16 protein-coding genes and 1 riboswitch are annotated in these 23,141 nt (G+C 59.1%); of the genes, 8 read left to right on the top strand and 8 right to left on the bottom strand.

All coding sequences use genetic code 11. The features are described from left to right. Positions 1–27 precede the first annotated feature (27 nt). From ACIQWS_RS25030 to ACIQWS_RS25000, 7 genes are all read right to left on the bottom strand, one after another. Entirely contained in the window at positions 28–1,077 is a 1,050-nt protein-coding gene (locus tag ACIQWS_RS25030; protein WP_403185078.1) for an LLM class flavin-dependent oxidoreductase, read from the bottom strand. Between the two features lie 35 nt (positions 1,078–1,112). Continuing rightward, positions 1,113–2,048: an ABC transporter substrate-binding protein gene (locus ACIQWS_RS25025; protein WP_403185076.1), complete on the bottom strand. Its 936-nt coding sequence runs from the start codon at positions 2,046–2,048 to the stop codon at positions 1,113–1,115. 43 nt (positions 2,049–2,091) lie between these two features. After that, positions 2,092–3,897, bottom strand: coding sequence for an amino acid ABC transporter permease/ATP-binding protein (locus tag ACIQWS_RS25020; protein WP_403185074.1), 1,806 nt, complete (start codon positions 3,895–3,897; stop codon positions 2,092–2,094). A gap of 220 nt (positions 3,898–4,117) precedes the next feature. Beyond that, positions 4,118–4,669: a GNAT family N-acetyltransferase gene (locus ACIQWS_RS25015; RefSeq protein WP_403185072.1), complete on the bottom strand. Its 552-nt coding sequence runs from the start codon at positions 4,667–4,669 to the stop codon at positions 4,118–4,120. 18 nt (positions 4,670–4,687) lie between these two features. Further along, on the bottom strand, positions 4,688–5,881 hold the full coding sequence (locus ACIQWS_RS25010) for a M20 aminoacylase family protein (RefSeq protein ID WP_403185070.1): 1,194 nt from the start codon (positions 5,879–5,881) through the stop codon (positions 4,688–4,690). Next, a complete protein-coding gene (locus ACIQWS_RS25005; protein WP_403185067.1) occupies positions 5,881–7,233 on the bottom strand; it encodes an LLM class flavin-dependent oxidoreductase in 1,353 nt (450 codons plus the stop codon). The genes ACIQWS_RS25010 and ACIQWS_RS25005 overlap by 1 nt, the downstream gene beginning before the upstream one ends. Before the next feature lie 16 nt (positions 7,234–7,249). Continuing rightward, entirely contained in the window at positions 7,250–8,254 is a 1,005-nt protein-coding gene (locus tag ACIQWS_RS25000) for an LLM class flavin-dependent oxidoreductase (RefSeq protein WP_403185064.1), read from the bottom strand. A gap of 449 nt (positions 8,255–8,703) precedes the next feature. On the opposite strand from ACIQWS_RS25000, the gene ACIQWS_RS24995 reads away from it, so the two are divergent. The 4 genes from ACIQWS_RS24995 (at position 8,704) to gcvP (ending at position 14,374) form a co-directional block, all read left to right on the top strand. Then, a complete protein-coding gene (locus tag ACIQWS_RS24995) occupies positions 8,704–9,711 on the top strand; it encodes an adenylate/guanylate cyclase domain-containing protein (protein ID WP_403185062.1) in 1,008 nt (335 codons plus the stop codon). Positions 9,712–9,840: 129 nt separating this feature from the next. After that, positions 9,841–9,937, top strand: a riboswitch (glycine riboswitch). Between the two features lie 150 nt (positions 9,938–10,087). Further along, positions 10,088–11,191: a glycine cleavage system aminomethyltransferase GcvT gene (gene gcvT / locus ACIQWS_RS24990; protein WP_403185060.1), complete on the top strand. Its 1,104-nt coding sequence runs from the start codon at positions 10,088–10,090 to the stop codon at positions 11,189–11,191. A gap of 5 nt (positions 11,192–11,196) precedes the next feature. After that, complete coding sequence (gcvH, locus tag ACIQWS_RS24985; RefSeq protein WP_223616047.1) at positions 11,197–11,565, top strand: glycine cleavage system protein GcvH; 369 nt, start codon at positions 11,197–11,199, stop codon at positions 11,563–11,565. Between the two features lie 10 nt (positions 11,566–11,575). Beyond that, the gene (gcvP, locus tag ACIQWS_RS24980; RefSeq protein ID WP_403185058.1) at positions 11,576–14,374 is read left to right on the top strand and encodes an aminomethyl-transferring glycine dehydrogenase; all 2,799 of its coding nucleotides are present in this window, start codon (positions 11,576–11,578) and stop codon (positions 14,372–14,374) included. Between the two features lie 40 nt (positions 14,375–14,414). On the opposite strand, the gene ACIQWS_RS24975 is transcribed toward gcvP, so the two are convergent. Continuing rightward, a complete protein-coding gene (locus ACIQWS_RS24975; protein ID WP_403185056.1) occupies positions 14,415–15,479 on the bottom strand; it encodes a GSU2403 family nucleotidyltransferase fold protein in 1,065 nt (354 codons plus the stop codon). 267 nt (positions 15,480–15,746) lie between these two features. Here ACIQWS_RS24975 and ACIQWS_RS24970 point away from each other — a divergent pair, with 267 nt between their 5' ends. The 4 genes from ACIQWS_RS24970 to ACIQWS_RS24955 all read left to right on the top strand — a co-directional run bounded on the left by ACIQWS_RS24970 (position 15,747) and on the right by ACIQWS_RS24955 (position 23,111). Next, on the top strand, positions 15,747–17,042 hold the full coding sequence (locus ACIQWS_RS24970) for an amidohydrolase family protein (RefSeq protein ID WP_403185054.1): 1,296 nt from the start codon (positions 15,747–15,749) through the stop codon (positions 17,040–17,042). A 271-nt stretch (positions 17,043–17,313) separates the two neighbouring features. Next, positions 17,314–18,789 (top strand): MFS transporter, encoded by a 1,476-nt coding sequence (locus ACIQWS_RS24965; protein ID WP_403185052.1) that lies wholly within the window; start codon positions 17,314–17,316, stop codon positions 18,787–18,789. Positions 18,790–18,898: 109 nt separating this feature from the next. After that, positions 18,899–20,116: a PLP-dependent aminotransferase family protein gene (locus ACIQWS_RS24960; protein WP_403185050.1), complete on the top strand. Its 1,218-nt coding sequence runs from the start codon at positions 18,899–18,901 to the stop codon at positions 20,114–20,116. Positions 20,117–20,537: 421 nt separating this feature from the next. Further along, the gene (locus ACIQWS_RS24955) at positions 20,538–23,111 is read left to right on the top strand and encodes a DNA translocase FtsK (RefSeq protein WP_403185048.1); all 2,574 of its coding nucleotides are present in this window, start codon (positions 20,538–20,540) and stop codon (positions 23,109–23,111) included. Positions 23,112–23,141: the final 30 nt, after the last annotated feature.

Genomic DNA, 23,141 nt, shown 5'->3' with positions numbered 1-23,141 from the left:
CCCTTGAGTGTGGTTTGTGGTTGTTTTTCAGCGCCGTGCCCCCGCACTGATGCGCACGGGCTGATTGCCCCAGCCGATTTCCGGAGCGATGTGGGAGATGAAATCGGAGAGGATTTGCTGATATTCGTGCTGTTGGAACTCGTAGGGCAGTTCCAGCCGCAGCTCCCCGACGCGCGCCACGATCGGGTCGTTGAAAAGCTGTTCGAGGATCTGCTCGGATGTCCCGACGAGGTCCCTGGGAAACAGGGTGCGGCGGTCACCCTGCGGCTTCAGGGTGCGCTCATAACGGCTTGCCGCATAGTCGGCATATTTCTTGCGGGTACCAGCATCCGCGCTGTCAGTCGGGACAATGACACGTCCAAGCGACACGCGGCGGAAGACGCCGTCGAGATTGTGATGGTATGCGTCGAGTTGGCGGCCCTGAGCTTCGAAGAAATCGTCGGTGTTTTCACCGGCGGTCACATTGCCGATCATCAGATTGAAGCCATTCCTGCCGGCCCATCCCACGGATCGGAGCGACCCGCCGCCATACCAGATCCGGTTGACCAACCCCTCGGCATGGGGTTGCAGGCGCGGCCGTTGCGGCCCGCCCGGCGTTGCGATGAAGGTCTGGGGATCGGCGAGAAATTCACCGCGCAGGTTGTCGGCGAAGCGAATGACGCGCTCGTGGGAAAGGTCGTATTCCTTCCAGTTGCCATCAAACACCCGTGGGCCGAGCAGCTCCGCATGGGCGGGCGTGCCTGCACTCAGGCCGATGTTGAGCCGGCCACGCGACAGGACGTCGACAGTTGAAAGGTCCTCGGCGAGCCGGTAGGGACTTTCATAACCGATCTGGATGACCGCTGTGCCCAGCTGGATGCGGCTGGTGCGCTGGGTTGCTGCGGCAAGGAACACGCCCGCGGAGGATATGCCGTGTTCGAGGTGACGCTGCCGCACCCAGCCGCTGTCAAATCCCAGTTTCTCACCGAATTCCAGCAGTTGGAGCGTGTTTTCCAATCCTTGATATGGATTGTCGTCCCGGTAATTGCCTGGTGTGAGGAAGCCCACATGGTTGATGGCGAGGGATGTGTTTGTCATGGGAAAATGCCCTGTTGCTTCGTGAATCGGGCCAATCAGATCTTTGGCAGGCCGGGCGGGTTTGTCCGCGATTTATCAAGGGCTTCGGGGCTGAGTTTCCAGCGTTCCAGCGACTGGGCATATTTACCGTCGGCAATCAGTTCGTTGATTGCAGCGGTCAAGCAATCGGCAATGCCGCTCCCCTTGCGGGTGGTGATTGCAACGTCGGCGATGAGCGGCCATCCGGCATTCACCGTTCCCACCAGTTTGATCTTGTGATCAATCGCTGCGCGATAGGCCTGGGGCGCATTGGGATTGAATTCCGCATCGGCCCGGCCCGATTGGATGGCAAGCGCGCTGACAGCGTCATCGTCATAATATTGGAGCTCTACAGGCTTCAGCCCTTTTGCCGCATTCTGCTTGTCCCATTCGAGCAGGATTTTTTCCTGGATGGTGCCCGATCCCGTAATGATCCTGAGCCCGGCAATATCCTTTGGCTCCTTGATCGATGTGATCGGGCTATCGGCTTTGACATAGAAACCATGCAGGCCGAGGCGATAGGTGGAGAAATCGAATTTCTCCTTGCGCTGCTCCGTGACGCCGACATTGGAAATGACGGCGTCGAACTTTCCCGATTCCAGGCCGAGCGGCCAATCCGCCCAGGCAACCGGCACAAGTTCCAGCTTCTTGCCCAGGATATCGGCAATCAGCTGGGCGAAGTCCGGATCATAGCCGACGACGGTCTTGGTATCCGTTGCGTAGGTGCTGAGCGGCGGGTGCGCGACGCTGATACCGACGGTCAGCGTATCATCCCTGACGAATTTGAACGTCGCGGGAATCGAGGCAATGACCTTTTCGCTCTTTTCCGCCCGGATACGGCCGCTCTGGTCCGGGCTGAGATCAAAACCTTCGGCGTGAACCATGGCGAGACCGGAAACAGTGGCGATAAGCACTGCCAGAGCGAAGGAGATGTGGGATGGGCGAAAAATCATGTTGCTTTCCTTGGATATATGCATGCCGGAACCGGCGCTGGGGTTAGAGGACCTTGGCCAGAAACTCGCTGGTGCGGGCATTTCTTGGCCGGTTCAGGACCTGATCGGGTGATCCGGTCTCAACGACCTTCCCGCCGTCCATGAAGATCACCGTATCTGCTACTTCCCGGGCAAAACCGATCTCGTGGGTAACGATGATGAGCGTTGTGCCGGAGCGGGCCAGTTCCTTGATGACATCCAGCACCTCGCCGACCAATTCGGGGTCGAGTGCGGATGTCGGCTCATCGAACAGCAGCACTTTCGGCCGCAGGGCCAGCGCCCGTGCGATCGCCACGCGCTGTTGCTGCCCGCCGGAGAGCTGTCGCGGATAGGCGTCGATCTTGTCGCCAAGGCCGACGCGGGCAAGCAGTTCCCGTGCGAGGCCGATGGCTTCCGGGCGGGTCAGCTGGCCGAGCGACACCGGTGCCTCGATGATATTCTCAAGAACAGTGAGGTGTGGGAACAGGTTGAAGCTCTGGAACACCATGCCGATGTCGGCGCGGCGTTTGAGAATGTCCTTCTCCTTCAGCTCATAGAGTGTCCGGCCGCTTTTGCGATAACCGACCAGCTCGTTGTCCACGGTGATGAAACCGTCGTCGACGCGTTCCAGATGGTTGATGGTGCGCAGCAGGGTGGACTTGCCGGAGCCGGAAGGGCCGAGGATTGCGGTGACACTGCCTGCCTTGATGTCGAGCCGGATATCGTCGAGCACCTTAAGCTGGCCAAAGCTCTTGGAAACACCCTGGATTTTCACCGATCCCGGCGCCCGCCAAGTGGCGAGAGGTATGCTGCGGTCGCTGGTTTTGGCCGCGGCCGTATTTTGCAGGGCGGACACGGTTACGCTCTGCGGACGGGCAAGAATCGGGGCACCGAAGATCCGGCGGAACAGTTTGCGGAAAATCGGGGCGGGAGGATTACGCAGGGCACCTTTGGAGAAGTGCCGTTCGATATAGTGCTGGGCGACCGACAGCACAGTCATGATGATCAGGTACCAGACCGTTGCCACCATCAGCAGCGGGACCACTTCGAGGTTGCGGCGATAGATCACCTGAACCGTGTAGAAGAGCTCCGGCAGGGCCAGCACGTAGACCATGGATGTGCCCTTGGCCAAGCCGATGATCTCGTTGAATCCGGTGGGAAGAATGGTGCGCATGGCTTGCGGCAGGACGATGCGGAAAGCCTGCCGGCGCCGGGGCAGGCCGAGCGCGGCCGCGGCTTCAAGCTGGCCTTGGTCGACGGACAGGATACCCCCGCGGATGATTTCAGAGGAGAAGGCTGCTTGATTGAGGCTGAGACCGATGAGCGCCGCTGCAAAAGGGCTGAGGATCGAGATGGTTGGATATTCGGCAAAGAGAATATCCGTGTAGGGCACGCCAATGCGCACCGTCGCATAGAGATAGCCGAGATTGTTGAGGATCAGGAGCAGCACGATCAGCGGGATCGAACGCAGTAGCCAGATATAGGCCCAGGACAGACCCGACAGGAGGGGCGATTTCGACACGCGGGCCAATGCAAGCGCTGTTCCCAGCGCGAAGCCGAGAATGGTTGCGAGTACGGTCAGCAGGAGCGTGCGCGCCAGGCCAGCCAATACGGGAGCCGAGAAGAACCATTCGGCAAAAACGTTCCATCCCCATTTCGGATTGGTCAGAATGGATTGAAGCGTGACAGCAATGATCAGAGCGGCAAACAATGTTCCGTAGAAACGCGCCGGGTATTTCGCTTTCACAATCCTGTAGTGGGTGTAATCCTCGGTTGTGGCGGCGGGCGGCTGGACGGAATGCGTAGCCGAATAGTCTGCTGTAATCGCCATGCTTGCAAATTCCCCTGTGCAACACTTTTCAGTCGAGCGAGTCCGTATCGGAAAATCTTCTGCGGGCTCGTATTTTACTCGACTGATTTAGTAGTGTTTAAGCGAAGCAGTCAAAGACGACGGACTGCGAAATCAAAGGGGTTAGAGAAGCATTGTTGCAAAGAACCGGGTTTATTGAGCATGAAATCCCACGGTCCGGACAATCATGATGCCGGTGAAGTCACCCGGCCTGACGCAGAAGGTTACAGTCTGACGAAACAGAAGCGGGAACCTTGGACAACTGTGCTGCCAATGCACTGATATCCTTCTCGAAGGGCAGGTGCCGATAGACTTCCGGATCGGCATTGACATCGAAAAGAGCGGTATATCCAGAACGCAGATACAGTTCCTTTGCCTCGGGCTGGCGGAAGCCGGTGGTCAGGTAAATCCGCGTGTAGCCCTGGCGCGCAGCCTGTTCTTCAAGTTCGGTCACAACCTTGCGTGCAAGGCCCTGCTGGCGCAAATCCGCGTGGGTCCAGATACGTTTGAGTTCGGCCGTCTGCTCGTCATAGCGTTTGAACGCGCCGCCGCCGATGGTTTGCCCGTCGCGGATCAGGAGCAGAAAGGCACCGTCCGGCGCGGCGAAAAGCTCGGCTGGGTAGCGACTCAATTCGTTGCGCGCCGGTTCACCATAAAAGTTGCCATAGCGCGTTTCGTATTCGATGATCAGCGCGTCGATCAACGGTTGTGAGCGTTTGTCGTTCGGTGTCGTGTAAACAAAAACATCAGTCATGATTGTCTCGCGTTCTTGTCAGATGGGCCTGTCGGAGGGATTCCTGGCGAGATAGGTTTCGGTCAGCTTCACCCAGTAACGGGCGGCTGACGGCAGTATCTCGTCGTTGAAATTGTAGAGCGGACTGTGCAGCGGAGCGCTGTCGCCATTGCCGAGGAAAAGGTAGCTTCCCGGTGTTTCCTGCAGCATGAAGGCAAAATCCTCACTGGCGGAAATCGGCCGGAAATCCTTCTCGATCCGCGCGTCGCCGAAGTGTTCAATCGCCACGTTTCTGGCGAACGCCGTTTCATCGGCATGGTTGACCAGCACGGGATAGCCGCTGGGATAGGCCACCTCGGCGACAGCGCCATAACTTTCGGCCTGCGCTTTCGCCAGTGTGGTGAGGCGGGACTTGATGGCTTCCCGCACCTCCTTGCGGAAGGTGCGCACCGTCAGCTCCAGCTCGACACTATCGGGAATGACATTGGGAGCGATGCCTGCGTGGATGGTGCCGACCGTAATCACCGCGGCGTCGAGCGGATCGATATTGCGGGCGACAATGCTTTGCAGCGCCATGATGAAGGAGGCGCTGGCGACGACGGGATCAACGGTTTCCTGCGGGCGGGCGCCGTGACCGCCTTTGCCGATGATCCGGACCGTGACCTTGTCGACCGAGGCCATCGCCGGTCCGGTGATGAACCCGAACTGGCCCGTTGGAATACCTGGCCAGTTGTGCAGGCCGAAGACGGCGTCGCAGGGAAAGCGTTCGAACAGGCCATCGCGAACCATGCTGCGGGCCCCGGCGCCGCCTTCCTCGGCTGGCTGGAAGATGACGTGGAGGGTGCCGGAGAAGTCACGCGTTTCGGCGAGATAACGGGCGCTGGTCAGAAGAATGGTGGTGTGCCCGTCATGGCCGCAAGCATGCATTTTTCCGGGTATGGTGCTGGCATAGGGCAGGCCCGTCGCTTCAACGATCGGCAGGGCATCCATATCGGCGCGAATGCCGAGCCGTTTGGGGCCGTTGCCGTTTTGCAGGGTTCCAACAACACCAGTTTTGCCGACGCCCGCGGTGACCTGATAGCCCCAGTCGCGCAACCGGCCGGCAACGAGCGCGCTGGTGCGGTGCTCGTTGTAACCCAGTTCGGGATTCTGGTGCAGGTCGTGGCGAAGAGCGACCATCTCATCAAGATAGCTGCTGATTCTTTCCTCAACCGGACCCGCCTGCCGACCCATCAGAGTGCCGCCTCTTTGATGGGTTCCTTCGTGGCCTGACGGGCTTTGGTGTAGAGGCTTTCGCGGAAGGGCAGGCCGATATTTTCGCGCAAGGTTGTGCCGGGAAGCACCTTGTTGTGATAGCCGCGCTCCTCGAGCAGCGGCAGCACGTCGCGCGTAAAGTCCTCGAGCCCTTCGGTCAGGATCTGGAAGCCGAGAATGAACCCGTCGGCCGCTTCGGTTTCGACCCAGCGGATGAGTTCGTCGGCGATCTTCTGCGGTGTGCCGGTGAAGGCATTGCGCGGCGTTGTGACTTCCAACGCGACTTCACGCAAGGTCTGGCCCTTTTCCCTGGCGTTGCGCTTGATGCGGTCCGTGGTGGAACGGAAATTGTTCTTGCCGATATCGCCGAGTTCCGGGAACGGCGCGTCAATGGAATAGGCGCTGAAATCATGATGGTCGAAGAAGCGCCCGAGATAGGCAAGTGCTTCGTCAACGGTCACCAGATCGCGGATGATGCGGTACTTTGCCTCCGCTTCCTCCTCCGTTGCACCGACGATGGGCGCGATGCCGGGGAAAATCAGGACATCGCCCGGCTTGCGACCGTGCGCGACCGCACTTTGCTTAACCCGGCGATAGAAGGCTTGCGCCTCCTCGATCGGCACGTGGTTGGTGAACACGCCGTCCGCATGTTTGCCGGCGAGGTCGATGCCGTCGTCGGACGATCCGGCCTGGAAAATGACCGGCTGTCCCTGTTCGGAACGGCTGATATTCAGTGGGCCCTCCGAGTTGAAGAACCGGCCATGGTGGTTCAGGCGATGCAGCTTGGTCTTGTCGAAGAACTGGCCTGTTTCGCGGTTGCGGACAAAGGCGTCGTCATCCCATGAGTCCCACAAGCCCTTGACCACTTCGAGATGTTCGTCCGCAATCTCATAGCGCAGGGCATGGTCGGGATGGTCGCGGCCGTAATTCTTGGCCGAGCCTTCAAGCGGCGATGTCACGGCGTTCCAGCCGGCGCGGCCGTTGCTGATCTTGTCGATCGAGCCGAACTGCCGGGCAACGGTGAACGGATCGCTGTAGGAGGTCGAGACTGTGCCGACGAGACCGAGTTTCGAGGTTGTCGCGGCCAGTGCGGACAAAATGGCAATCGGTTCGAAACGGTTGAGAAAATGCGGGATGGATTTTTCGTTGATGTAGAGCCCGTCAGCGACGAAAGCAAAGGCAATGCCTGCCTCTTCGGCCTTGCGGGCATTGCGTACAAAGAATTCGAAATTGACGCTGGCATCAACAGGCGAACTCGGGTGTTTCCAGGAATTCATGTGGCCGCCGGCACCCTGCAGCATCACACCGAATGGAATGGGTCGCTTGGACATTATTCAATCTCCTTGATCATGCGGCAGCGGCGAATTGCGCCTGAGCCAGAAGTTCGATGGATCTGAGGCGCTTCGCAGCGTCATTGATGGGGGTGTCGATGATGAATTCGCCGATGCCGTAGCGGTCATGCAGCCGGTCGAGCCGGTCTGAAACCGTGCGGGCCGCGCCGCGCAGGACATTGGGTGTCTTCTTCTCGATCCGATAATTGGCAGCACCTGCCTGGCGTGCATATTCTTCTGCCTGTTCCACGCTGCCAACGGTGACGCTCTGGCCATTGTCCACATGCACCTTGAAATGCTGGATATTGCCGGCCAGCCGGTCAGCCTCCGCATCCGTCTCGGCCGCCACGATCCCCACGGCAAGGAGAGGCGCACGGCCGGGTGCGGCCTTCCGGTACGCCTCCAGTGTCTGCTGCAGGATCGTTTCGTCGCCGTTGAGGTGGCTGGCGAAGACAAAATCCCAACCCTGGGAGGCGGCAAGCAGCGCGCTGTCGACACTGGCGCCAAGCAGGAAGCGGTTGGCAGCGACGGCAGGACGCGGTGTTGCCTGAACGCCGGCAAGCGGGTCATCCGCAGGCAGTCCCTTGTCGAGAAAGGCGCTGAGCTGGGCGAGCTGGGCGGAAAAATCCTGCGTCTGCGTCCGCGGGACAACGCCCTGCAGGGCGCGCGTCGAAAACGGCAGTCCGCCGGGAGCCTTGCCCACGCCGAGATCGACGCGGCCGGGTCCCAGTGCAGCCAGGACATTGAAATTTTCGGCCACCTTGTAGGGGCTGTAGTGCTGTAGCATGACCCCGCCGGAGCCCACGCGGATACGCGCCGTATTGGCCAGCAGGAAGGCGATCAGCACTTCCGGCGACGAGCTTGCCAATGTCGGTGCATCATGGTGTTCGGCCACCCAGAACCGGTGGAAGCCCCACTGTTCCGCCTGGCGGGCCAGCGCGACTGTCCGCTTCAGCGCCGTGCTGGCCGTTTCGCCATCGTGGATCGGACTTTTATCGAGCAAACTCAGTGCGTAGCCCATGTTAGGGTATAGCCTCCATGTGATTGAAGCCACGCATCGCCAGAGGCAGCGCGAACTCCGTTTCAGAGGCAGTCAGATTTTATCGGATTTCGAGACCCGTCAAAGAACGCTTTGCTAAAAATCAGCGGGCAAACTGTATTAATATTCCTCTCGCTGACGGCATGATTTAACCTGGTGGCGGGGATGCCGGGTACGAGATTTATCGTTGATCTCCCGGCCAGTGACCGTCATTTTTCAACAATCTGGAGCCTTAAATTGACCGCATCCGATGGACAATTTGCACGGCAGTGAGTCTGATGGGATGATCCTTGGTGTAATTCTCCAGATGGATATCGCGAGATCGTGGATATCTGTTGGTTGGATAATATTGTTCGGCGCATAAATGAAATCACGGAGGGACGCGGCCTTGAAGCCAGCCCTGAAGGTTTGAAATGGATCGGAACGGGAATATGCGCAGAAATTCAGTGGGATTGTGGGTATTCCTTCTCAGCGCTGTCGCGGCAAGCGGCTATCTCTATAGTTGGCTGGTCTATAGGCAGGGGTATTTTTTAGGGGCCGTGTTTGCCCTTTCCATCTGTGTGCCGATCCTGGCGTTCGAACGCGGCCTCATCTTTCCGAAATTGCGTGCCTGGATCAACACATTGCCGACGGCGGGGTTTCTCGTCGCCGCATTGATAGCCGATTATGTGCTGATCAGCATCGGCAATGCCGTTTGTGGGATAACGCTGTGGAGCTTCGGCTGGATTGACGGTCCTTTCTGGCGCGCGGCAACGCTGTCACCGCAGGTGCTGCTCTACACGCTCGCCGTCCTGACCCTCATGATTTTCATCCTGCGGGTGCGCGATCTTCTCGGCCGCGACATTTTTGCCAGCCTTCTGATGAGCCGGTACCGCCAGCCTGTGGCCGAAGAGCGCGTGTTTCTTTTCATCGATCTTGTCGGGTCGACCTCGTTTGCTGAAGAACATGGCGATCTGCGGGCGCAGCAGTTTCTCGGCGCGCTCTTTGCCGCCTTTGCCGAACCTGTCCGGCGTCACGGCGGAGCCATTGACGATTATGTCGGGGATGCGGCCATCATCACATGGCCCATTGAGCGCGGCATCAAGGATGCGAGTTGTGCTCGCTGTGTCTTCGATATTCTGGACGGTATCGAAAAGAATGCAAATCAATGGCTTGAGCGATTCGGAAGGGTGCCGCGCCTGCGTGCGGCCCTGCATGGCGGCCCGATCATCACAGCCGAGATCGGGGTGGATCACCACAAGATCACCTATTTCGGCGATACGGTGAACACCACGGCGCGGCTGGAAAGCCTCTGCCGCACATTGGCCACGCCGATTTTGATCTCCAGCGAATTGGCACAGAGGATGAGTTTCTCCAATGAAATCAAGGCAAATTACCTTGGAATGCATGGCGTCAAGGGCAGGGGGCAGGCGCTCGGGGTGATGGCCCTGACCCGCTGACATCGGGCGCTCCCTGTCGAAGTATCCTCATTCAGACAATTTCTGTCCACAAAGCGGCAAATCGGCCATTTGCACGATGACAGGCAGAGGCCGTTGCGCTATGGTCCAGCCTGTCGAGGGCTTCGGCCCTGTCAGTTTGCGGGAGAGTGTCGTGCATGGAAATGTGCAGGCCACCGAAGGGGAAATCGCCCGAAATCTCTCAGGTACCAGGAACCGCAAACCGGGAAGGCAACTCTGGAAAGTCGGGGGAAACTCCGCGCCGAAGGTGTAAGTTCAGTCAGGGGTCCTGATTGAGCGAGTCTCTCAGGCTTCCGACAGAGGGGCAAAGAAATGTTCCGTCGTGTGGCGGAGGTCTTTGCACGTCTCTGGAGTAAAAATGGGCACTGAAGATAATCTGAAACAATTGCCGCTTGACGATCTGCACAAGGCCGCCAATGCGCGCTTTGGCGGTTTTGCCGGCTGGTCGATGCCGATCACCTATCCGCTCGGTGTGATGAAGGAACACCTTCACACGCGCGAGAAGGCCGGGCTTTTCGACATTTCGCATATGCAGCTCTTTGATGTGGCCGGGCCACAGTCCGCGGCACTCTTGTCACGCGCATGCCCGCTTGATGCGTCTGCGCTTCAGACGGGTCAGTCGAAATATACCTTCTTTCTCAATGACAAGGCAGGCATCCTCGATGACCTGATCGTGACGCGTCTCGGCGACGAGCATTTCATGGTCGTTGCCAATGCCGGAAATGCCGCGGCTGACGAAGCGCATCTGCGCGGTGTCGCCAAGGATTTCGACTGCAAGATCGACGCGCTGGATCGTGTGTTCCTGGCCATTCAGGGGCCGCAGGCCGTGAATGTGTTGCTGGATGCCGGTATTGCCGGAACTGACCTTGCTTTCATGAACGGATTTGAGCCGAAGCCCGGCTGGTTCATGAGCCGCTCCGGCTATACCGGCGAGGACGGTTTTGAGATCGGCCTGCCGGAAGCCGATGCCCGTATGCTTGTCGAAAAGCTTTTCGCCGATGAGCGTGTCGCCTGGATCGGGCTTGCTGCCCGCGACAGTCTGCGCCTTGAAGCGGGTCTGTGCCTGCACGGCCATGACATAACACCGGATTATGATCCGGTCGATGCCGGACTGCTCTGGGCCATTGCCAAGCCGGTGCGCGAGACAGCGGGCTTTATCGGCGCTGCGGCGCTTCTCGCCAAGATCGCAACAGGATCGGCCAAGAAACGCGTCGGCCTGAAGCCCGATGGCCGGCAGCCGGTGCGCACCGATGCCGAACTCTTTGATGCCGATGGCAACAAGGTCGGACTGGTCACGTCGGGCGGTTTCGGACCATCGGCAGGTTTTCCTGTTGCCATGGGGTACGTCAGCAAAGAGCTGTCCGCGCTGGGCTCCAAGGTTTTCGCCGAGGTGCGGGGCAACCGCGTCCCGGTCGATATTCATTCACTTCCCTTCACTCCACATCGCTACCACAAAGGATAATTGAGATGGCAGCCACTTACTTTACCGAAGACCACGAATGGGTCCGCGTCGAGAATGACATCGCGACGGTCGGCATCACCGATCATGCGCAGGATCAACTCGGCGATCTGGTTTTTGTCCAGTTGCCGGATGTCGGTCAGTCCTTGTCCAAAGGCGATGCCACGGTTGTCGTTGAATCCGTCAAGGCGGCATCGGACGTCTATGCGCCGCTGGACGGTGAAGTGACGGAAGTGAACGAAGCAACTGCAAGCGATCCGTCGCTGGTCAACTCGGCCGCCGCAAGCGACGGCTGGCTATGGAAGATGAAGCTGTCCAATCCGGATCAGCTGACCGGCCTTCTCGACGAGGCAGGCTACAAAGCAATCATTGGCTGAAGGCATGATGATGAAAGACACCATATTCCCGTTCGCTGACCGCCATATCGGTCCGAGCATACAAGGCTCCCGCGCCATGTTGGCGGCTCTTGGCATTCCGTCGCTGGAAACTTTGATTGCGCAGGCTGTACCAAAATCCATCCGGCTTGAACGGCCGCTCGACATTCCTGCAGCCGTCAATGAGTCGGAAGCTTTGGCCGAGCTCGCTGCCAAGATGAGCCAGAACAAGACCCACAAGAGCTTTATCGGCCAGGGTTATCACGGCACCCACGTGCCCGCGGTTATCCTGCGTAATCTGTTTGAAAACCCGGCCTGGTATACCGCATATACGCCGTATCAGTCGGAAATCAGCCAGGGCCGTCTTGAACTGCTGTTCCACTTCCAGACGCTGGTGACGGAGCTGACCGGTTTGCCGGTTGCATCCGCGTCGCTCCTGGACGAGGCGACAGCCGTTGCGGAAGCCGTCGGCATCGCCTATCGCCATCATCGCGAGAAGCGCACCCGCATCGTGATCGCCGGTGCCCTGCATCCGCAGACAGTCGATGTGGTCAAGACCCGCGCCGAGCCGCTGGGCATGACCGTGGATGAAGGCGAGATCGATGCCAGCGTTGCAGCGATCATCGTTCCATGGCCGGACACATTCGGTGTCTATGGTGACCATGTTTCGGTCATTCAAGCCGCCAAAGCCGCTGGTGCGCTGGTGATCGCCGTGGCGGATCCGCTGGCCCTGACAATCACCGCTCCGCCTGCCAAGGCCGGTGTCGATATTGCTGCCGGTTCCATGCAGCGCTTTGGTGTGCCGATCGGTTATGGCGGCCCGCATGCCGCTTACCTTGCCGTCAGCGAAACGCTGACCCGGCTTATACCCGGCCGTCTGGTTGGTCAGTCCGTCGACAGCAAGGGGCGGGCCGGCTACCGCCTTGCCCTGCAGACGCGCGAGCAGCATATCCGCCGCGACAAGGCGACGTCCAACATCTGCACCGCGCAGGCACTGCTGGCCAATATGGCGGTGTCCTATGCCATCTGGCATGGTCCGCAGGGGCTTCAGGCCATCGCCCGCCGCGTGCATGCCCAGGCGGCCCGTTTGGCCGCTGCACTGACAGGGGCGGGCCTTTCCATCGCCGGATCGCATTTCTTCGATACGGTTACGGTCACTGTTCCCGGCAAAGCCGCCTCCATTGCAGCGGAGGCTGAAAGGGGCGGGCGTCTGCTGCGCATTGTCGATCAGGACCGCCTCGGCATCACGGTGGATGAAACGACATCGGAAGATGACCTGAAGGCTCTCTCTGCGCTTTTCGGTGCCGATCTGCCTGCGGAAGCAAAGGCAACATTGCCCGGCGAAAGGCAGGCCGAGGGTTTCATGACCCAGGCCGTTTTCCATCAGCAGCGCTCGGAAACCGAAATGATGCGTTTCCTGCGCCGTCTGGCGGACAAGGATCTGGCGCTCGACCGGGCCATGATTCCGCTCGGCTCGTGCACAATGAAGCTCAACGCTGCCGCCGAAATGCTGCCGGTCAGCTGGAACAGCGTTGCCAATGTGCATCCGTTCGCTCCTGCCAGCCATGCGCTTGGCTACAAGGCGATGACGGACGATCTGGAAGCCTGGTTGTCCGAGATCACCGGCTTTGATGCAGTTTCACTGCAGCCCAATGCAGGCAGCCAGGGTGAATATGCCGGTCTCCTGGCCATTCGCCGTTATCATTTGGATCGGGGCGATGCGCATCGTGATATCTGCCTCATCCCGGAATCGGCGCATGGCACCAATCCGGCCAGTGCCCATATGGCGGGCATGCGGGTGGTGGTCGTGGCATGTGAAGAGGCCGGCGATATCGATCTTGAGGACCTCAAGGCAAAAGCCGACCAGCACAGTGCCAATCTCGCAGCGCTGATGATCACTTACCCATCGACCCATGGTGTGTTCGAAGAAGGCGTCAAGGATATCTGCACGGTCATTCATCAGCATGGCGGCCAGGTCTATTTCGATGGCGCCAACCTCAATGCGCTGGTCGGGCTTGCCCGTCCCGGCGATATCGGTGCCGACGTCTGCCATATGAACCTGCACAAGACCTTCTGCATTCCTCATGGTGGCGGCGGGCCGGGTGTTGGTCCGATCGGCGTGAAGAAGCATCTTGCGCCATTCCTGCCCGGCCACGTGGCCAAGGGATCGCAGCACGCGGTTTCAGCGGCTCCGTTCGGCAGCGCATCCATTCTCCCCATCACGTGGATGTATATCCGTATGATGGGCGGGGTGGGCCTCAAGCGTGCAACCGAGATGGCTATTCTCAACGCCAACTACATTGCGGAGCGGCTGAAGGGCCACTATCCCGTGCTGTTCACGGGACAGAACGGCCGCGTGGCGCATGAGTGTATTCTCGATACCCGCGTGCTGAAGGACAGTGCCGGGATCAGCGTCGAGGATATCGCCAAGCGCCTCATCGATTACGGCTTCCACGCCCCGACCATGTCCTGGCCGATTGCCGGTACGCTGATGGTCGAGCCGACGGAATCGGAATCCAAGCGCGAGATCGACCGCTTCTGTGATGCAATGATCCTCATTGCCGGGGAAGCGGAGAAGGTTGCCAGTGGCGTCTGGCCGCGTGACGACAACCCGCTCGTCAATGCACCGCACCCATCCGGTGATGTGCTGGCCGATGACTGGTCGCATCCTTACACCCGTAAGGAAGCCAGCCTGCCGGCAGGCGAGAGCGAAGAGAACCCGAAATACTGGCCGCCGGTGTCGCGCATCGACAACGTCGCCGGGGATCGCAATCTCGTCTGCGCCTGCCCGCCCATGCAGGCCTACAGCTAAAATAGAGCGCCCCTTCCGGATCATCCGGGAGGGGCTTTTTTTACCAGTTCGGCGTCAAGCTCAGAGCTTCGCCGACATCACCATCGGGCGTCGGCTCAAGTTCCGGTGCCAGTTGCCGCAACGCCAGGGGGAGCGCCTGCAGGTCCTTCGCCTCGAAGGACAGGTGCGGCAGTCTTGCCCGGATCAGCCCGGCAACGGTTTTTGCCTGCAGTTCATCGCGTATACGTTTGGCGGCATCGCGGTCGCTGCGGCGCGACAACCACAGTTTGTGCAAGGCAAAGGCACGCGGATCGGGGCAGGTATAGTCCAGCGGATAGCCTTTTTCATCGATGACGACGGTCGAGGTTTTCGGACTGTTGACCAGCCATGTCAGGCCTTCGATCTCGATTGCCTGCAGGTCCTCATCATCGGTGCTGAAGCGCGCTTTCTCCCGCGTCGACATGCGGTCCTTTGGCGTTGGCTTGATCAGGTCGACGAGAAAGCCGTCGCGATTGGCGGCGCGATACCCATTTCTCGCCAGCGGTGCAAACGAATGATCGATTTTTTGCAAAAGCCCGATCAAACCCTTGTGGGAAAAATCCTTGCTGATCAGCCGCAGGCTGAACCGGGAGTCGAACAGCAGGTCGACATCCTGCGTCGATAAAAGTCCGCCGGTAATCTGGACACCGGCCATGCGTTCATAGGCAAAGAGCGCATTTGTGCCGACGACATCGACCGCCGTGCCGATCAATCCGGATTTTCCGAGCGCGCGGATGATGCGTGCAGTCAGAAGCGGCACCCGGCCCAAAGCCATGGCACGGTTGACGGGGGCGAGCTCATCCAACCGTCTTGCCAGGCGGGAAACACGGGTCTTGGCGCTTTCGCGCCCCGTATGAAACTGCCCGAAGATCGCTTCCGTTTCGGCGGAGCGGGGCCCAAGGGATTTCCAGATGCCCTGTGTCTTCTTGTAGAGATAATCCTTGTCGTTCGTGCTTTTCTTCCACGACATTGATCCGGAAAAACGCTGTTCATACTCCTTCAGACTGGTCCGGTAGACATCGTAGGCCTGTTCCGTATCAATGAGCTGGCGTATTTGATCTGAAGATAATTCTCTGAATTTGCTCATTTTATCCCCAAATCTTACATTGTTGGCAGTGGGAGGGATAATACACCGGTAAAACTAAATTAGAAAGTTGATATTCAAAGGATTATCCCTATTATATAACTTTTCCATGAGAATAGGGATAATCCGTTGTCCTTCAATAACTAACGTGAGTTGAATGCGCCTGTGTCAATCGCAGTTTCCTGCAGTGCTGTTTGCCCGTTGCAGCTATCCGGTGTTTGCCTGTTAAAGTAGAGACAGTGCAACCGGCAAAGCAGTCAAAGAGGTTCCATGTTCGATCTGAAAGTTACCAACGCAACCTTGCCTGACGGCCGTACAGGTCTCGATATCGGTGTGCAATCCGGCCGCATTGTTGCCGTCGGCGTCAATCTCGGCGGGGAGGCGGGGGAGACGATCGATGCCGGCGGTCTTCTGGTTTCGCCTCCCTTTGTCGATAGTCACTTTCATATGGATGCAACGCTGTCGCTCGGCCAGCCGCGCCTCAATGAAAGCGGGTTGCTGCTCGATGGAATCCAGATATGGGGTGAATTGAAACCGCTTCTCACCCATGAAGCTGTGATCGAGCGGGCCCTGCGCTATTGCGATCTGGCGGTCACACAGGGGCTGCTCGCGATCCGGACCCATGTGGATATCTGCGACGAGCGCCTGCTGGGTGTTGAAGCGCTGCTCGACGTCAAAAGACAGGTTGCACCCTATATCGACCTGCAACTGGTGGCTTTCCCGCAGGATGGTTACTACCGCTTTCCCGGCGCTGTCTACCTGCTCAAACGGGCGCTTGATCTCGGCGTCGATGTGGTTGGCGGTATTCCGCATTTCGAGCGCACCATGGCCGATGGCGCAGCGAGCGTCAAAGCCCTCTGCGAGATTGCGGCGGATCGCGGCCTGATGATCGATCTGCACTGTGACGAGACCGATGATCCGATGTCACGGCATATCGAAATACTGGCCTATGAAACACGGCGCCTCGGTCTTGGCGGCCGCTCGACGGGGTCGCATCTGACCTCGATGCATTCGATGGACAATTACTACGTCAGCAAGCTTTTGCCGTTGATTGCAGAGGCCGGCGTGGCGGCGATTGCCAATCCGCTGATCAATATCGGCATCCAGGGTCGTCACGACACCTATCCGAAGCGTCGGGGCATGACCCGGGTGCCGGAGCTTCTGGCCCATGGCGTTACCGTTGCCTTCGGCCACGATTGCGTGATGGACCCCTGGTATTCACTCGGCCAGGCTGACATGCTTGACGTTGCCAGCATGGGTCTACACGTGGCGCAGATGACGAGCCGCAGCGCCATGCGCCAATGTTTTGCCGCGGTTACCACCGAGCCTGCCAAGATACTCAATTTGAACGGTTATGGTCTTGATGTGGGTTGCAAGGCAGACATGGTGCTGCTGCAGGCTGCCGATGCAATCGAAGCAATCCGCCTCAAGGCAACGCGGCTTGCCGTCATCAAGGCAGGCAAGGTCATTGCGCGCACGCCGAAACGGATCAGCACACTCGCTTTGGACCGGCGTCCCGCTATGGTTGATCCCGCAAGCTACGCGCCCTTCATTCACCAAGGATGATGCGAGTTCCATAAGATAGATTATGCGATTTTGATCGGCAACCGGGGTGGGTTCTATTTCGAAGTGCACCGTCGTTCAGGCTTGCTTCCAAAATACGCGCTCTGTTTCGGACGATTATTTTGTACCAGGTACAATGAATCACGAGATTGTATATGGATATCGCAAAATCGCGGGTTTATATCGGTGGTCGTTTCCCCACGGCTAGCCGCCGTTTGCAAATCCGCGACATTTTCTTTCCGATGTGTACGCGCTATCGAGAGCGAACCCGACCATGTCGGACCAAATCAGTCAGGCCTCCCAGGCCCGGCCACAAACGATCCAAACGCCTGACAACAAAACAACAGGTCCGAACTTCCGCACCATAGCGCTTATCATTGCCAGCGCCATGTTCATGGAACAGCTCGACGCGACGGTGCTGGCAACGGCGTTGCCGACCATGGCACGCGATTTTGGCGTTCAGCCACCTGCCATGAGCCTGGCGCTCACCTCCTATCTCCTCAGTCTCGCCATCTTCATCCCGGCGAGTGGCAAGATTGCCGACCGGTTCGGATCCCGCACTGTTTTCAGTGCGGCAATCGCGGTTTTCGTCTTTGGTTCGATCCTCTGTGCGCAGGCTCCGGATCTGCGCTTTCTCGTTCTCGCGCGTATCATTCAGGGCCTTGGCGGTGCAATGATGATGCCGGTTGGCCGCCTCGTACTGATGCGCAGCGTCGCGCGCAAGGATCTTGTTTCAGCGATGTCCTGGCTGCTGGTTCCCGCGCTTGTCGGCCCCATTCTGGGGCCGCCCGTGGGCGGGCTGATTGTCACCTATTTCGACTGGCGTTGGATTTTCTACATCAATGTGCCGATCGGCTGTATTGGTTTCATTCTTGTCAGGCGCTTCATCGAAGAGGTGAAGGGGGTGTCCGACGGTCCCTTTGATTTTCTTGGTCTTTTCCTTTCCGGCATTTCACTCGGCTCTCTCCTCTTCGGTTTCGAAATGGCAAGCCGCCCGGGTGAAGGTGAAATGGCAGCTGTTCTTGTCGCTGTGGGGATGGTTTTCGGTGCGGGTTATCTCGCACATGCCAAGCGGCATCCCTCCCCCATTCTCGATTTCTCGCTCATGCGCGTCAGCAGCTTCAGCACGTCTGTCATTGCCGGCTCGCTGACCCGCATCACCCAGGGGGCGCAGCCGTTCCTGCTGCCCCTGATGCTGCAGCTCGGCTTCGGATTTTCTGCGGCGCGCGCGGGCGGCATCGTTGTCGCCACGGCATTGGGCTCCATGATGATGAAGGCCGTTGCACCGAAAATCCTGCGACGCTTCGGTTTCCGCGCAAGCCTTATCGTCAATGGTCTCATTGCAACGTTCGGCTATGCGCTTTGCGCGGCATTCCGGCCCGACTGGCCCCTGCCCCTTATCTTCTCTGTTCTGCTGTGCTGCGGGTTCTTCATGTCGTTCCAGTTCACTGCCTACAACACGATTGCCTATGATGAGATCGGACGGGAACGCATGAGTTCTGCCACCAGTTTCTATACGACATTCCAGCAGCTCATGTTGTCGCTCGGTATTTGCGTCGGCGCACTGGCCCTTTCGGGTTCAATGCTGCTGAGAAGTCACGCGACGCCGGAGCTTGGTGACTTCTCGGCGGCGTTTCTTGTTGTAACGGCGATTTCGCTGACCGCAACAATCTGGAATCTCCGCTTCTCGCAATCGGCAGGCGCCGACATCAGCGGCCACACGAAAATGGTCAAGGCTCCCGGCGAATGAAGTTGTGCGGCGGTAGCCCGCGCAAAACAACGGCAATCGATATGTCAGTATTGTTGACATATCGGCTGTTTTACGGTGCTATGCGCCGACAAATAGCTGGGAGGAAGAGATGGGCGATTGGGATGCTCTGTACGCAACACGCACCAAAAATATGCGTGCGTCCGAGATACGTGAACTGTTGAAACTGCTTGATCAGCCGGACATCATTTCCTTTGCCGGCGGTATTCCGGACCCTGCTCTTTTTCCCAAGGAAGCGATACGGGAAGCCTATGAGGCTGTTCTCAGCAAGAATGCTGACGTCGCGCTGCAATATTCCGTGAGTGAGGGATATCGCCCGCTGCGGGAATGGCTGGTGCAGCACATGGCGTCGCTCGGCGTGCCCTGCACGATCGACAACATCATCATCACCACGGGCTCGCAACAGGCACTGGACTACCTCGGCAAGCTGTTCATATCACCCGGCGATACGGTGCTGACGACCTGGCCCACCTATCTCGGTGCCCTCCAGGCCTTCAATGCCTATGAGCCGCGCTACGACCGTCTCAACCCCGAACAGGGAAACATGACACCGGCCGCCTATCGTGACGGTGCAAAGGCTGCAGGCGGTGATGTAAAGCTTGCCTATCTGACGGCGGATTTCTGCAACCCGACGGGCGAAACGGTCAGCCGGGATGGCCGCATCCGCCTGATTGAGCTGGCGCATGAACTCGACATACCGCTGATCGAAGATGCGGCCTATCAGGCCTTGCGGTTCGATGGCGAGCCCGTGCCGTCGATGCTTGCCCTCGATTGCGAACGTGAAGGACATATCGACCGCACGCGTGTGGTCTACTCCGGCAGTTTCTCCAAGACCCTTACACCCGGCTTGCGTGTCGGCTGGATTTGCGCTGCACAGCCTGTGATTGCCAAGCTGGTCCTGATCAAACAGGCTGCCGATCTGCACAGCCCGACCATCAATCAGATGACAATCCATCACGTGGCGTCCCGGGATTTCGACAAGCAGGTCGAGAAGGTGCGCAACAGCTACCGCCAGCGCCGCGACTATATGCTCGATGCCCTTGCCCGTTTCATGCCGCCAGGCGTGACGTGGACAAAGCCGGAGGGCGGCATGTTTGTCTGGGTCACCTTGCCGGAAGGCATGGACGGCGCAGGGCTCCTCGCGCAAGCGCTGCAAAAGGTGCGCGTGGCGTTCGTTCCCGGCTTTGCATTCCATGCGGACGGGACCGGCAAGAATACCATCCGGCTCAACTTCTCCTTACCCAACAAGGAAGCAATCGAAACCGGGATTTCCCGTCTCGGCAAGCTGATTGCCGAAGAAGCCGCCTGACGGCTCGCACTGTTACATGACAAACAAAGCAGCCTGATCTCAAACAGGCTGCTTTTTTGTAATCCGGGGCGTGCCTGCGCACGTGCCCTGCGTCGATCCGGGCCGTCGCTGCCCCTGTCAGGAGGCAGCAACAGGGAGAGCGTTTGCAGCCATCAGTAGCAACTTATTAACCTTCATTTTCTATTCGATTAGGCAAGTTTACGAGCAACATCCAATCGCTTCGCTTGCAGGTATCATGCGTATTCCAAGAACAAATTTCTCAATGAAGTCAGACGATTACGTAGACGAATATGGCGATGCGCACGAATCGCCAGCGTCTGCACAGCCGCCTTTGGCACAAAAGCCCCCCGTACCGGAGGCGGTACAACCGCCAGCTCCGACCCAGGCGACTCGAAATAGTGTGCCAAACGGTTCGGGAAACATGCGCACTCCTGCTGCTTCGCCCTATGAGCCGGTCTCCACCCGACGTTCTATCGAGGCGCCCGCTTCAACCACGCCCAGCGGCGGGATGCGCGCGCCTGCACGTGCGCCGATCACACTTGAGCCGGATACGGATCCCACGGCTCCCATTTCGAAGCGGATGTTCTCCCTGTCGGCCAATGTGCGTTTCACCCGCACCCCCGATACCGTTCTGCAAAAGCACCGCAACGGGGCCGAAAGCGCAACGCCGGCACCTGCTCCCAAAGTGGAAAGGCCGATCGTCGCGCCAAAGGCGGCCATCCCGGCGCCAACCCCGAAGATTCCTGCTGTCGCGCCGGCGGCTCTCAAGCCGGTTGCTGGCGAGGCTGCTCTTCGCAAGGCCCCTGCCCCGGCGCAGTCCGGTTTACCGCGGGCCCCGGCATTCGTCACAAATTATGCACCGGCGGTCGTCACGCATGCACCAGCCGCCCCCGTTGCACGTGAGGCCCGACCAAGCCTGCAAACAAGCGGTGCGCAGCCAATTCCACAAAAATCCGGAACGCTGGATTACCTCTCGGATTATGCATTCTGGGAATCGATGGAGTTCTCGGGCGGCTTTGTTGCTACCCCCGCAGCCTCTGCATCGAAGGCTGTACGCAAGATCGCACCCGATGCCATTACCGCGCTGTTCCGTGTTGTCGAGCTCCGGCAGCCGCAGGCCACCGCCGCTGAGACCACTGTACCTGCAGCGCCGGCTCCCTTGCCTGCCGCACCGGTTGTTCCGGTTGCACCGGCGGCTGTTGCAGCCGCTACACCGCAGCGCCAGATGGATCCGGTCGTGGAAAGCGCTGCGGTTATGAGCCCGGCGATTGATGTGCAAGAGGAAGTGACGTTTGCTTCCGCTGCGGTGGCACCATTACCGCCGGAAGAAGCGGCCGCTGAAGAAAAGCCGTCACGGCTGCAGGTAACGGTGCGCCAGGAGAAGCCCGCTATCGTGCCGACCCGCCTTACACCGCTTGCCGTACAGTCCTATGGCGAGATGTATGAGCGCCCGCCGCTGTCGTTGCTGCAGGAACCGGCGGAACGCGCGGAAGTGATCATTACGCAGGAAGCGCTGGAACAGAATGCCGGACTTCTTGAAAGCGTGCTTGAGGACTTCGGCATCCGCGGCGAGATCATTCATGTGCGCCCCGGACCCGTGGTGACGCTGTATGAATTCGAGCCGGCGCCCGGCATCAAGTCCTCCCGCGTTATCGGCCTTGCCGATGATATCGCCCGCTCCATGTCGGCGCTGTCGGCCCGCGTTGCCGTGGTGCCTGGCCGCAATGTCATCGGCATCGAACTGCCGAACACGACGCGCGAGACCGTGTACTTCCGCGAAATGATCGCTTCGCCGGATTTCGAGGGCACCAAGCTCAAGCTGGCGCTCTGCCTTGGCAAGACCATTGGCGGTGAGCCGGTTATCGCTGAACTCGCCAAGATGCCGCATCTGCTGGTTGCCGGTACAACAGGTTCGGGCAAGTCGGTTGCGATCAACACCATGATCCTGTCGCTGCTTTACCGGCTGACGCCGGAAGAGTGCCGGCTGATCATGGTCGACCCCAAAATGCTCGAGCTGTCGATCTATGACGGTATTCCGCACCTCCTTACCCCTGTTGTGACCGACCCGAAAAAGGCAGTCATGGCACTGAAGTGGGCGGTACGGGAAATGGAAGACCGCTACCGGAAGATGTCAAAGCTGGGCGTGCGCAATATTGACGGCTTCAATGCCCGCGCTGCCCTCGCCAAGGAAAAGGGCGAGACGGTGATGTGCACCGTCCAGACCGGCTTCGACAAAGGGACGGGCGAGCCCATTCACGAGCAGGAAGTCATGGATCTGACGCCGATGCCCTATATCGTCGTTATCGTCGACGAGATGGCCGACCTGATGATGGTGGCCGGCAAGGACATCGAAGGCGCCATTCAGCGCCTCGCCCAGATGGCCCGTGCTGCGGGTATCCATCTGATCATGGCCACGCAGCGTCCGTCGGTCGATGTCATCACCGGCACGATCAAGGCGAACTTCCCGACCCGTATTTCATTCCAGGTGACCTCGAAGATCGACAGCCGCACGATTCTGGGCGAACAGGGTGCAGAGCAGTTGCTCGGTCAGGGCGATATGCTGCACATGGCGGGCGGCGGGCGCATTTCCCGCGTGCATGGCCCGTTCGTCTCCGACGAGGAAGTCGAGCGCGTGGTCGCGCATTTGAAGGCGCAGGGTCGCCCGGATTATCTCGATACGGTCACTGCCGACGAGAGCGAAGAGGAAGAACCGGAAGCGGAAACCGGCGGAGCGGTTTTCGATAAGGGAGCTGTTGCGGCGGAAGACGGCAATGAACTCTACGACCAGGCCGTCAAGGTGGTCATGCGCGACAAGAAGTGCTCCACGTCCTATATCCAGCGGCGTCTGCAGATCGGTTACAACAGAGCTGCATCGCTTGTGGAACGCATGGAAAAGGAAGGGCTTGTCGGACCGTCCAATCATGTCGGCAAGCGGGAAATTCTCTCGCACAGCCGGGACAATGCCCCGTTCAGCGCTGCAGATAGCGTGGAATAGCCTGTCCGAATAAAACGCACCTTGCGTCTG

It is taken from the genome of Phyllobacterium sp. NPDC097923 (assembly GCF_044760925.1).
GTDB lineage: Bacteria > Pseudomonadota > Alphaproteobacteria > Rhizobiales > Rhizobiaceae > Phyllobacterium > Phyllobacterium calauticae.
The sequence above is the reverse complement of the archived record's forward strand: the minus strand, read 5'-3'. Positions and strand labels throughout refer to the sequence as shown.